The 12,619-nt window shown below is 67.0% G+C and carries 9 protein-coding genes and 1 pseudogene; 3 read left to right on the top strand and 7 right to left on the bottom strand.

The annotated features are described in order from the left end of the window. Positions 1–10 precede the first annotated feature (10 nt). Both ACFRMN_RS36230 and ACFRMN_RS36225 read right to left on the bottom strand, forming a co-directional pair. On the bottom strand, positions 11–409 hold the full coding sequence (locus ACFRMN_RS36230; RefSeq protein WP_383028189.1) for a hypothetical protein: 399 nt from the start codon (positions 407–409) through the stop codon (positions 11–13). 220 nt (positions 410–629) lie between these two features. After that, complete coding sequence (locus tag ACFRMN_RS36225) at positions 630–1,049, bottom strand: RNase A-like domain-containing protein (RefSeq protein WP_383028251.1); 420 nt, start codon at positions 1,047–1,049, stop codon at positions 630–632. A gap of 795 nt (positions 1,050–1,844) precedes the next feature. Between ACFRMN_RS36225 and ACFRMN_RS36220 the strand changes: the two are divergent. After that, positions 1,845–2,024 (top strand): annotated as a pseudogene (locus ACFRMN_RS36220) (hypothetical protein); the annotation flags it as partial. 961 nt (positions 2,025–2,985) lie between these two features. On the opposite strand, the gene ACFRMN_RS36215 reads toward ACFRMN_RS36220, so the two are convergent. Then, on the bottom strand, positions 2,986–3,324 hold the full coding sequence (locus ACFRMN_RS36215) for a thioredoxin family protein (protein WP_383028187.1): 339 nt from the start codon (positions 3,322–3,324) through the stop codon (positions 2,986–2,988). A gap of 80 nt (positions 3,325–3,404) precedes the next feature. Continuing rightward, positions 3,405–4,823, bottom strand: a complete 1,419-nt coding sequence (locus ACFRMN_RS36210; protein WP_383028184.1) for a DEAD/DEAH box helicase — start codon at positions 4,821–4,823, stop codon at positions 3,405–3,407. 469 nt (positions 4,824–5,292) lie between these two features. Between ACFRMN_RS36210 and ACFRMN_RS36205 the strand changes: the two genes are divergently transcribed. Beyond that, complete coding sequence (locus tag ACFRMN_RS36205; RefSeq protein ID WP_383028182.1) at positions 5,293–5,508, top strand: DUF6243 family protein; 216 nt, start codon at positions 5,293–5,295, stop codon at positions 5,506–5,508. Between the two features lie 414 nt (positions 5,509–5,922). Beyond that, entirely contained in the window at positions 5,923–6,066 is a 144-nt protein-coding gene (locus ACFRMN_RS36200) for a hypothetical protein (protein WP_383028179.1), read from the top strand. A gap of 159 nt (positions 6,067–6,225) precedes the next feature. Here the strand turns inward: ACFRMN_RS36200 and ACFRMN_RS36195 are convergent, their stop codons facing one another. The 3 genes from ACFRMN_RS36195 to ACFRMN_RS36185 form a co-directional block, all read right to left on the bottom strand. After that, positions 6,226–7,857: an MFS transporter gene (locus ACFRMN_RS36195; RefSeq protein ID WP_383028177.1), complete on the bottom strand. Its 1,632-nt coding sequence runs from the start codon at positions 7,855–7,857 to the stop codon at positions 6,226–6,228. A gap of 773 nt (positions 7,858–8,630) precedes the next feature. Further along, positions 8,631–8,999, bottom strand: a complete 369-nt coding sequence (locus tag ACFRMN_RS36190; protein WP_383028249.1) for a MerR family transcriptional regulator — start codon at positions 8,997–8,999, stop codon at positions 8,631–8,633. A gap of 959 nt (positions 9,000–9,958) precedes the next feature. Then, positions 9,959–11,959 (bottom strand): hypothetical protein, encoded by a 2,001-nt coding sequence (locus ACFRMN_RS36185; protein WP_383028175.1) that lies wholly within the window; start codon positions 11,957–11,959, stop codon positions 9,959–9,961. Positions 11,960–12,619: the final 660 nt, after the last annotated feature.

Below are 12,619 nucleotides of genomic sequence, written 5' to 3'. Positions count from 1 at the left end.
TCTGTCCACTTCAGCTTGCGTCGAACGACCAGATGAGGCCGATTTCGTCATCGGACACCGCGAGGAGCCCGAAGTCCCAGACGTACTGGCTCAGAGGCCAGCAACCGGACACCCGCTCATAGAAGTCCGGATTCTCACCGCCATGGCGAGTGTTGGTGAAGAATGTCGATCCGTCAGGAAAGCGCGAAAGGATCGCCTCCGCGTGGCATTCCATCCCGACCCTGCGGTCGGCGAAACCATGTTGCCTGGTCACGTTCATCTCATTGGTGGCCAGCATGACGAGGAGGCGCACCACCGCGCGGCGTGGAATCTCGAAGAGTCCGCTTCGCCACTTCGCAGCGCCGGCCTCGTCCACCGGCGGAACGCGGAACGGGAAGGCGGGGTCCTCCAGGAACTCCGGTTCCCCCACTTCCGGGTCCTTGCCTCGCCACCCCCGGGGATCCGCCACCTGTCTGCGCATGATCGCGGCAACGTCAGGCAGCCAGTTCTCCCCAGTTCGCGGACCGACAGCGATGAATGAGTACCGATGGCGGTACATCTCGACTGCGGCCGACCACATATCGGCATCTAGACACGCCGACGGTCCGCAAGTCGGGTCGTGGTCGGCTTGGCTGTGCATCCGGGGCCCCTCACTTGGGCATCGAGCTGAAGACGATATAGGGCGGGTTCAAGTCCGGTTTATACAGGAGACGTATCGCGACTCCCTTGGTGTCTTCTACCTTCGAGGGCTTGCCGTCGTCGCCCACGGTCGAGCCCCTGCCGGTGACCGCATCGCCGACGAGAGGCCCCTGGACGGGTATGGACTTCGTCCCGATCTCCTTCGTCGGGTCCGGCGGGTCCTCGTTCAGCCACTCATCGATCTCAGCCGTATTTTCGCGGAGGCAGTACTGCGTGTATCGCTGAGCGGACTCGACGTCGGCATAGGTAGATGCGCCAGGAATGTTGTACTCGCCGCTCTGCTTCCGCTCATCTCGAAGCCGCTGCAACAACTGCTCATCGGTCTTCCCCACGTGTTTGTCGATGGCGTGCGCTCCGCCCACACCCTCCATCGCCGCGAGGTCCACCGAGTACTTGTAGGGGAACTTACTCTCCGGCAGTTGCCAGCTGTGCTCCTTCTTGAACTCATTCAGAGAGCGCGCACCGAACCCCTGCGCCCGAGCCCGTTCCGCCTGGAACGTGGGCACGCTCTGGAGCGCTTCATCAAGTTCGAACTCAAGCATCGCAAGCTTGCCGGCGGCATCGCTGAACGCCTCGTGATAGGCCGCGACCGCCGCGTCCATTGCCGCCTTGTCCATATGGGACCGGAAGGTCAGGACGACCTCCGCGACCACGAGCCCGGCCACGAGCCTGGTGAGTTTGGTGAGATCGAGGCCCGAGGTGAGTTCCTTAACCGTCTTGTCCGTGGCCTCCTTGGCCGGGCGCGTGGTTGTTTCCGTAGTCTTCTGGCCCACGTCCGCAAGATCGTCGAACAGCTTCTGAATGGTGTTCGCGCTCTTGTTGAGAACCTCAATGATGGGGCGCCTGGTGGCGGGGTCCATTTTCCCGTGGGTCTTCCAGCTCCGGGCGCCCTTCTTGGGAGTCACCTCGGCCCGCTGATCACGGACCTTTCCCCAGGCCGTGGTTCCCCAGATCGTCTGGCAGAAAGCCTTCATCGCGGCCTGCCATTCACCATTGCCCGTGGCGTCGGTGATGTAAGGGATCACGTCCGTGAAGTCGTCCGCCGCCTTCTTCACGTCCTCGGAGAGCAGCGCTCCACCAGCTCGTGGCCCGCCTGATCGAGGACTACGAGAACTGGTGAGCGGGGCAGGTCTTGGGTTTGCCTCTCTCGCTGTTCGCCCCGACATCTCGACGTACAGGCCGCCGCGAACCGCTGGAGCCATGTCGAACTCGATGAGGTCGGACGGCGCCATGCCCGCGACTCCTTCGACCTCAGCGACTTGCAAGCGCGACTGGACAGAGCCGACTGGATCGACGACACGAAATTCGCCGCCTACGGACTCGACGAGCAGGCAACCACCGGGCTGTTCATACCTCAGCGGCCGTGCCCCGTCCGTGCCCAGCGGAGCGGACAACAGCGGTCAGGTACGGTTCCCAGAGACCATGGCCACCCATCCCGCCCAACAGGAAAGCACAGCTCAGAGCGCCTTCGGTGGCCCAAGAACCGCTGATTCCCAAGCTCAGAGCGCGAGTTCGATTCTCGTCACCCGCTCCACGACAGACCCCCAGGTCAACGACCCGGGGGTTGTTTGTTGTCTAGTCCAATTCGAAGACCACGCACCACTCGTGCACCACACCTGGCGGTCAATCGGTGCAACGACGCGAGTCTCGGAGACCTGCCGAGTGTCCCTTCGAGCGCATCCTTGAATCCTGAGATCGACTTTACGTGACGTGTGCCACACCTTCGGCCGTTCCGAAATCACTGAACGTCGCGACTGTTGATCGCGGCACAAGCATCCGCCGGCACCCAACACCGCTGCTGGAAGCTATTTTGGGGTCGCTCCAGCCCCGTCGGGCAGACAGAACCGAGCACTCTACGTGGCAATGCGCCGGGTTCGGGGGTTGACGCCACGTCACGTCAACCCTCATTTCATGGCGGAGATGCCAGCCGTGGATTTCGGCTCCCCCGCACCGAGTACCGGCGCCGACGAGCAGCAGCCGGAAGTCGCGGTCACTCAGGCCCGTCCGCCACTGAACTTGAATTCGTGACGTCGGTTGAATCGTGGTGCGGTCCTGATTCGAGAGAGCTGAACGCCGGCGTTCCGTGATCACGGGGTGGCTCATCCCCCGACGCGCGGCGCCCAGGTTCACTTCGATCTCGTCGTTCGATGAGCAGACTTCCAGCCACGACGGGTAGCCGCCTTGCGTGAGCACCAGGACCTCACCAGGTCACTCGACGGTTTCGGTGAAGAGTTGTACATCTGCGGCCACGACGGTGCCCGGTCCGGTCGCTGCGGGCACAACCTCGCCGACCGGTATGCGGCCTGCTCACAGGTGGGCGTCCAGGAACTCCCCGAGCGCTGTCCTGGACATCGGACCGCTCCCGGCCGCCATCGCCGCGGTCCGATCGATCAGCACGAAGGAGGGCGCGCCGGTGACGCCGTACCGCCGTACGGGGCCGGGGCACCTTGCGATGTCGGCCCGCACGACGATCAGTCGGCCCTGATAGACGTCGGCCACCTCCCGCACCAGGGCATCCATTTCCTTGCATGCTGCCGCGGCCTTGGGCCACACCCCGTGGAAGTACGCGAGCACCGGCACGTCCGCCCTCGCCAGGATGAACTCGAACTCGGCTTCCTCATGGGGTCGTTGGACCCTGTTCGCCATCGGCACTCCTTGACGCTCCAGTCGATACGGGGCAGTGGTTGCTTCCTTGTGTCTCCCGACCGCGACGGCCGTACCGCTCGTCAGTGGGCCCTGCGCGCTCGGGCGGCCTTGCGGGCCTCCGCCATCGTGCGCGCCTCCGCGGCCTTGCGGGATTCCTTCGGCGGGCGGCCCGCGCGGGTACCCAGACCCCGGAATGCCGCGTTGCCGGTCTTCGCCCCGTCCTGCACCGGCGGGCGCTTCGCGCCTGTGATGCTGGTCAGCCTCTCCTCGCCGGAACGAACCTGAGCGACCGTGGGCCGGATCCCGGCATCCGACATCATCCGGTTCACGTCCCGACGCTGGCCGGGCGTGACCAGCGTGACCACGCTGCCGGACTCCCCGGCACGCGCGGTGCGCCCGCCGCGGTGAAGGTAGTCCTTGGGGTCGGAGGGCGGATCCACGTTGACGACGAGGTCCAGGTGCTCGACGTGGATGCCACGGGCAGCGACGTTGGTGGCCACCAGCACCGTGATCTCGCCGTCCTTGAACTGGGCCAGCGTGTGCGTGCGCTGCGGCTGTGACTTCCCGCTGTGCAGAGCTCCCGCCTGTATGCCGCTGCTCCGCAAGTGGCGGGTGAACTGGTCCACACCGTGCTTGGTGTCCAGGAACATCAGCACCCGCCCGTCCCGAGCAGCGATCTCGGTGGCTGCCGCGTACTTGTCGGCGGGATGGACGTTCAATACGTGGTGCTCCATCGTCGCGACCGAGCCCTCCGCCCGGTCGACCGTGGCGAACACCGGCTCACTCAGATATTGCCTGACCAGTTGATCGACGTTGCGGTCGAGCGTCGCGGAGAACAGCATCCGCTGCCCGCCGGGGGGCATCCGGTCCAGGGTCTCCGAGACCTGCGGCAGGAAACCCATGTCGCACATCTGGTCAGCCTCGTCCAGCACCGCGATCCGCACCCGGTCCAGGTGGCAGTCCCGCCGGGCGACGAGATCGGCCAGCCGTCCCGGCGTCGCCACCACGACCTCGGCACCCGCCCGGAGCGCCGCCACCTGCCGGCCGATCGCCAGCCCGCCGACCACAGTCACCGAGCGTAGCCCGAGCGCCTCCGCGTAGGGAGTCAGCGCCTCGCTCACCTGCTGCGCCAGTTCCCTTGTCGGCACCAGGACCAGCGCGAGAGGGCGCTTCGATTCGGCGCGCCGGCCCGCCGTACGTGCGAGGAGCGCAAGCCCGAAAGCGAGGGTCTTTCCCGAGCCGGTCCGCGCGCGGCCGAGGACATCCCGGCCGGCCAGCGCGCTCGGCAGGGTGGCCGCCTGGATCGGGAATGGCTCCCGTATCCCGAGCCCCGCCAGCACCCCCATCAGCTCGACCGGCAGTTCCAGCTCCGCGAAGGAGCCGGCCGGTGGGAGGCCAGCCGCCAGTGTCCCCGGTACCGAGAGCTCGCCCCGCGGGGCCCTCCCCTGGTCGGACCTGCCGGATCCGGAGCGACCGGAGTCCGACTGCTTCGCCTTCATTGGGGGTTCCTCGTTTCGGCGCCCTGAACGGACCTGGGCCCGTACCTTGTCCGGCACGGGCCCAGGCTCTCTGCAAGCGTGACCCAACCTTACCAGCGCGTGCCTCGCGCCGGCCGTCCCGCGGCCCGGCCGGGCACCCGCCCCGGGGATCGTCACGCGCCGAAGGCCGGAAAGCCGCTCGACATCCGGGATGCTCTTGCCGAGCGGTACAAGGGTTCCTGCCGTAGGTGGCCGGGCGCTGGACGCGATTGCCCCGCTGCTGGAGACCATGGCGGCACGTTCGGGGCGCGGGCGATCGGGGAGTTCGTGATCGATGTCTCGCCCTTGCACTGATACGTGACCAGCATGTCCGTGCACGGCGCATACTCGGCCGAAGGCCAGGACGCCGATTTACGAGTGAGAGCCTGATGGGCCCCTGCTGACGTCCCTCGACGTCGCCAGATCACTTCACATCTTTCCGGGAGAACCCATGACCGTGAGCAAAAACATCAACAACCCTGTGGGCATGGGCGGCGGCCAGCGCAAGAGGCTGTCCCGCGCCGAACGGCAGAACAATGGTCCGCACCGCAACCTCGACCGCCAGGGCGCCGCCGACCGGAAAGCGGAGCTGGTGCGCAAGATCCGCGAGAAGGCAGCCGCAGCCGAGGGCGCCGGGCAGACGGGCGATGACACCGCGCAGAACTGACGCACCGCTGTCACAGGGCGGCACCGCACGGGGCAGGGCCAGGGACGCGACGCACGGTCCGGGCCCCGCTGCCGTACCGGGGGTCTACGGCTGTACCGAACGCGGCCGCTCCCGCTCAGCTCTCGGCCGACCACCAGCGTCTCAGCCGACCACCCGGGGATGGGCGTGCCACTACGTGCCAGTCAGGACGGTGAACAGCGGTCAGCAGGGGCCCGAACGAAGCCACTGCGGCACGCTCCCAGGGGCGCGTTTCCCCAGGTCAGAGGCGCGCAAGCCTATGCAATACCGAGTGATTCCCAAGCTCAGAGCGCGAGTTCGATTCTCGTCACCCGCTCCATTCGAAAGCCCCAGGCCGACGACCCAGGGCTTCGTTGTTGTCTAGACCATTTCTCGCCCGTGTGTCACAGCCGGTTCGTGCTGTCCGTGCCCGCCGCCGCCCCCGCGACCAGGCCCGTCACCTTCGTCGCCAGGAAGGCCCCCGGTGCCGTTGGCCGACGCCGACAGATCCACCAGCTCACCGACCAGGCCGGACAGGCCGCACCGCTCGGCCAGGCGTAGCAGCGGGACCAGCCCGCCGTACGCGACCAGCTCCCGGGAAAGAGATCCACAGGCAGCGGCCCGTGCATCCAGGCCGAGCCGTAGCCCGTCAGGAGTTCAGGATGGCACGCGAAGAGGTCCGGCCAACTCGTGCGGCTGCCGGACCCCGTTGGCGCGGTGTCAGTCATTGGCGGGCGCACCCTCTGTGTCTCCAGAGGACTCCACTCGGCTCTGCCCGGTGCTCTTGTCCACGTCGCTGCCGCCATCGTCTGACGGTGGTGTTTCCGGGGCGTCCGTGGCGGCGGGCATCGTACGAAGGAACAGCGTCGCAAGCAGCGCCGCGGCAGCGAGGCCCACCGCGCTGAGCAGGGTGGCGGCCTGGAGTCCTCCGGCGAAAGCGTTTTGCGCGGAATCCCGCAGCGCCGACCCGACCTCCTCGGGCAGCCGCTCGGCCACGGCCAGGGCGCCACCCACGGTCTCCCGTGCCTGCTCGCGCGCTGCGGCAGCCAGCCCGTCCGGCATACTGTCGGACAGCCGACCCTGATAGGTCACCATGGAAATGGTGCCGAAGAACGCCATCCCGCCCGCCAGCCCCAACTCGGCGCCGCTCTGCGAGATTCCGGAGGTCAGGCCCGCCCGTTCGGTGGGGGCGGAACCCACGATCGCGTCCGTTGTCAGCGCCAGCGTCGGCGTCACGCCCGTGTACAGAATCGTGAAGCTGACCACCGTCCAGGCCAGACTGCTCTGCCCTGCGGTCGCACTGATCATCGCCGCTCCCACGGCGGCCATGCCGAGCCCCGCCCTGATCACGACGGCCGGACGCACCCGACACACCAGTCGCGGCGCCAGCAGCGTCGCACCGATCCCGAACAGCACCGACGGCACCGTCCACAGTCCGGCGGCCAACGGGGACAGACCGATCACCGACTGCGGATACTGCATCACCAGCAACTGCGAGCCCGCCATCGCCGCGACCGCGACGGTCTGCGTGGCCAGTCCCGCACTGAACGCGGACTGCCGGAACAGCCCAAGATCCACCAGCGGCTCCTCAACCCGGCGCTGGCGGCGCAGGAACAGCGCGCCCACCGCCAGACCCCCCAGCAAAAACGCCCCGGCCTGCACCGACAGCCCCGAGGACGCCGCCTGCTTGGCGCCGTAGACCACGCCCAGCACGGCCACCAGTGACATCGCAGCACCGGCCACGTCGAAACGTCCGGTCACCTTCTCCCGCTGCTCCAGGAGCAGTACCGGCCCGGTGACCAGCAGGAGCACCATGACCGGCACGCCGATCAGGAACACCGAGCCCCACCAGAAGTACTCCAGCAGTGCCCCGCCCACGAGCGGGCCGATGGCCTCACCCGCAGTGAAGCACGTCATCCAGACCGCGAAGGCAAAGGTCCGCTGGCCCGGATCGCGGAACATGCCCGACAGCAGCGCCAGCGTCGAGGGCATCACCGTGGATCCGGCAATCCCCAGCAAGGCACGGGCCAGGATGAGCAGTTCGGCCGTCGGGGCGAACGCGGCCACCGCGGAGGCGACGGCGAACGTCGCCGCGCCCAGGAGCAGCAGCCTGCGCCGGCCTATCCGGTCGCCCAACGTGCCCATGGTCATCAGGAATCCCGCCACGAGGAATCCGTAGATGTCCAGGATCCACAGCAACTGGCCACCGGTCGGCGCGAGATCGGCGCTGAGGCTGGGCGCTGCCAGGTGCAGCACCGTCAGATCCATAGACAGCACCATGGTCGGCAGGGCCAGCACCCCCAGACCGATCCACTCCCGCCGTCCGGCCCGCGCCGGAGCCTCTCTGGACACGTCGCCTTCCTCCCTGAACTCCCAGTTGTCACATCGTCAGAAAGACGTGCTCGGGCCCCTACGTCGTGCTGCGGCACGTCGCACAGGGCGCCCGCACGGGACCTTCTCGACCCGTCACGGGCGTCACGCACCGGCGACGCTAGACCTTCACATTGATGTGAGAGTCAACCCTCGACGTTGACGGGACGGCACCGACTTTCAGAAGGCCCTCGCCTCCGCCGGCGTCGTCGCCGGCGGAGTGCAGATGCAACACGTCGACCGCGCGGCACGCGGGGAGGAGGTGTGGCAACCATGGAAACCCTCGTGCAGCAGGGCAAGGCCCGCTACGTCGGCTCCTCGAACTTCGCGGGCTGGGACATAGCCTCGGCGCGGGAGGCGGCTGATCAGCGCAATTCCCTGGGGGCTGCTCTCCGAGCGGTGCCTCTACAACCTCGCGGTCCACTACCCGGAGCTGGAGCTGCTGCCCACGGCTCAGGGTTACGGTCTGGCCGTGCTGCCCCTGGTCACGACTGCACGGCGGACTCCTCGGCGGCGCACTGCCCACGAGCACCGAGGGGCTCGCGGTCAAGTCGGCGCGGGGCCGGGCCGCCGCGGCGCTGGCCGGCATGCGCTGGACCAACGAGGCATACGAACGATTCGGCGCGGACAGCGGACGCGACCCGCCGCAGGTCGGTCCCGCCTGGGTGACGTCCCGTCCCGGGGGCACCTCCACCGTTGGAGGAAGGGCCAACCACGGCGTCCGGATCCGCGGACGCCTCTTGGCACGGGCGCTGCTACGAAGCCTCCGCCAGCAGGGGGGCTGACGCGATGACCGCATCCAACCTGTCGCGAGACGAACGCAGTTCGTCGATCGCGCGGGTCATCCGATCCCTTGCCTCATGTAGGTCGTCAAGCATCTCCGCGCAAGTGGGGACGAGATGGTCACCGTCCTCCCGCATGCATGGAAGCACCCCGGCGATCAGGGACGTTCCCAGACCTGCCGCCAGCAGCGCACGGATCTGCCGCACCGCGGCAACATCCCCCTCGCGGTACTCGCGGTAGCCGCTGGAGCGCCGCTGTGGATGCAACAACCCCTGCTCCTCGTAGTACCGCAGCAGCCGTTCGCTGACTCCCGTACGCCGGGAGAACTCGCCGATCCGCACCCGCACCTCCACTACCTGCCGGTCCGCCTCACGCTGCTTTGAGCCTACCCATCCGGCCGACACAATCGGCCCGCCGGCCACGAAGAAGAAGCCACGCCCTCGCCGCTCGTTCACACCCGAGTTCAAGGCCGAGATCGTCGAGTTGCGCCGCCGCGGTGACCGCACGATCCGTCAGGTCGCCGGGACTTCGACCTGACCGAGACCGCCGTGCGGCTGTGGGTCAACCAGGCCCAGGCCGACGTAGGCGAGAAGGACGACCTGACCAGCGCCGAGCGGGACGAGCCGGCCCGGCCGCAGCGGGAGAACCGCTCGTTCGCGTCAGCACACCGCGCGGCAACACTGGCCACATCGTCCCTCGCCACAAGCGGAACTGGGCTGCCGGAGAAGTCTTCGGTTCCCCCAATGGCAGTCCAGCCCCAACTCAGCCCTTTAACGCGGTAAACCAAGGTCAAAAGCGGTCAGGCCAAGAAGGCCCCCAGCAGCCCGTACGCACAAGTAATCCCTGATCAGACCCCTGCGGGGTTCCTGGGCACCGCTGATTCCCAAGCTCAGAGCGCGAGTTCGATTCTCGTCACCCGCTCTTCGACGAACCTCAGGTCAGTAGCCCGGGGGTTATTTGTTGCCTGGTCCAATTAAAGGGCGGCGTACCCTCCACGTGCCCCAAGCTCACGCGAAGCGCCGATTCACGGACACTCGGGCGCGAATCCTTGACCTTCGACGCCGGGGCATCCCAGATAGCTAGACCTTTTTCAGTGGCCTGGGTCATAGTCTGAGCAAAATGCGGCCAAGTCGGGGACGGCTTCACGGGGACGCACGGCCCATGCCTTGGCAGCGCCGCCTCGGCACATAGGTCGATAATCCCGTATGCGGTCCCTCGGCTTACGCAAGGAGCGTGTCTGCGGGGCGTAGAGCCCATCAGTGATGCGCTCGGGACCTGCGCTTGAGCGCGTGCTCGCCACCTACCAGCGGGGGGTGGGTGTGCCATCTGGGTCAAGCCCATTTGGCCACCAGCGGGGTCCAATGGCGTCCACCCGACCGTCGCCGACGTCGGCGGCTTGCCGGTAGAGGGCTCCAGCGCTCCCGCGGTCCCCTGCCTGCTCTCGTTCCAGCGCCAGGTCGAACAAGGCGCCACTATCCCCGGACTCGACAGCTTTCCGGTAGAGAGCTTCGGCACCGTCGAGGTCGCCAGCCTCCTCTCGCTCCCAAGCCAGTTGAGATAGGACACCCAAGAGGCCGGTAGAGCCTGCTTCAACGGCTCGTTCGGCAACGGCGTCGGCGCCATCGTGATCCCCGACCCTCTCCTTTATCACCGCCAGCAAAGCCAGGGCGTCGGCGTCGCCGATCTCAACGACTCGCTGGTACAGGGTTTCGGCCTCGTCGGGGTCCCCTTCGAGCTCTCTCATCATCGCCAACCGAACCACGGCTTCGGTACTGCCCGCCTCAACGGCTTGCCGGTAAAGGGTTTCGGCGCGGTCCCATCCCCGAATCAGCGCCAGTTGCAACAGTCCATCGGCGTTGCCAGCATTGGCAGCCCGCTGCGCGAGGGCATCGGCGCCGTCACTGTCTCCAGCCTCCTCTCGCACCTTCATCAGTTGGACCATTGCATCAGTGCTGCCAGCACCGATCGCGCGCTGGTAGAGAGCTTCGGCACCGTCGTAGTCCCCGGCCGCCTCTCGCTCCCTCGCCAGGTCGACGAGAGCACGGGTGCTACCGGCACCGACGGCTTGCTCTGCGAGGGCTTCGGCGCCGTCGTAGTCCCCAGCCTTCTCCCGCATCAGTGCTAGGTAGACCAAGCCTTTGGCACTACCGGCGTCGACGGTTTGCTGCGCGAGGGCTTCGGCGCCATCGCGGTCCCCGTCCGCCTCTCGCATCCGCATCAGTTGGACCATTGCATCAGTGCTGCCGACACCGATGGCACGATGGTAGAGAGCTTCGGCGCCTTCGTAGTCCCCGGCCGCCTCCCGCTCCCTCGCCAGATAGAGCAAAGCGCCGGTGTCGCCGGCCTCGGCCGCTTGCCGGTAGAGAACGTGGGCACCGTCGTGGTCCTCGGCCGCCTCCCGTTCCCGCGCCAGGTCGACGAGAGCACGGGTGCTGCCAGCGTTGGCGGCTTGGTTGCGCAGATGGTGGGCCCATTGCAAGCGATATCGCTGTTTGGCAGCCGCAGCGAGATTGTAGAGGTCGTCGGCGTTCCTAAGATGGCGATGGGCAGAGTGCCAGAACGAGGCAGGTGGGCACTTCGCCCGTCGAGTGGTGCGACCATGCTGTTCGAGGTAGTCGGCGAGCCGAAATGTCTGCCCTGTATCAGGCACTGGTGCGGGGGCCCACGCCACGCTGCCGGGAGGAAGGTGCTTGGGGCGGGCAGCGACGCGACGTAAGAGCGCCTGCTTGCCGTGGACAGGGCGCGCGAGGTCAGCGAATACCTCCTCCGCCCAGCCCTCGGTGAGCTGGTCGTAGTCCTGATCGCCGAGGTAATCAATTGCCGCGTCAATTAGCCACGCCTGAGGGAGCTGGAGACTCATGCCGAGACGACGTGCATCCATCGCAGCCTCCAGCACAGCCTTGGAAGCGGGGCTACTGTGCGCGTATCGGCGCAGCAATTCGGGGGAGCCGGCGAGGCCCTGGGGCACTCGCCCGTCGTTGCCAGCCCGCGTCAGGGCATCGGCCAGCAGCCGGTCGCCCCCTTGAGCAAGATCGGCAGCCATGCAGAGTGCCTGCTGATCGAAGGCGTCCGGGATGGCGAGGATCCGGCCGGCAAGTAGTTCCCTTACTCGACTGTGTGGGTCCGGTTCGCCGGGGGCGGGCATAGCTGTGTACTGGTTGGCGTACTCGGACCAGAGGGTTCCTAGAACCAGAATTGGCTCACGCGAGGGGTCGGTGAGGAGGCTGTGCACCGCGGCCGCGATCTGCTCTCCCACCAACGGTGCACCGAGGTAATGCTGGGCCTCGTTGAGCCACACCACCGTGCATGCCTGCACACGTTCAAGGCCATCGAGCGCAGCATTGGCCCGGGTCGGGTCGAAGGGATGCCACAGCTGCCACCCTTGCCCCGAAAGTGGCTGGACGGCTTCCCAACAAGCTCGTGTCTTGCCGGTCGACGACGCCCCGACCAGGATCACCATCCGACTCCGGCCTGCGCAAACGTCGCGTACCGCATCAGCGAGGATCTGATCGTGTGCCCGCCGTACATAGCCAGGCAGCATCCGCGCGAGTTCTGTCCTCGACCGGTGCCCGTTGAAAGCCGGTCCGGCGGGATGGACTTCCAAGTCGTGTGGGCTCCATTCGTCGATCGGCCTGCCTGGCCAACCCGGGTCAGACCCACGAGCGAGATCTGCCGTTGCGGCAGCTGTGCGCCGCAGTTCCAGCAGTTCATTGTCCGGCAGATGCAGGGCCCGGGCCAAGGCCGCGACCGTATCGGCCGACGGTAAAGGCGCCCCCGTTCGGAATGCCTCTTGCACGGTAGTGCGGCTAAGTTCCGTCCTAACCGCGAGCTGCGTCTTGTTCAGCCGGGACCGCGCCAACCCGTCCCCTAGTGTCTTGTGATTCTGTTTGTGGAACCTGAGGCGTCCGTGGTCGTTGAGTCGGGTATGGATCTTTCCTCTGAACAGATGGCTGAGCTGCGG

It is taken from the genome of Streptomyces sp. NPDC056835, from assembly GCF_042789485.1.
Classification (GTDB): Bacteria; Actinomycetota; Actinomycetes; order Streptomycetales; family Streptomycetaceae; genus Streptomyces.
This window is presented reverse-complemented; position numbering and strand designations above follow the sequence as displayed.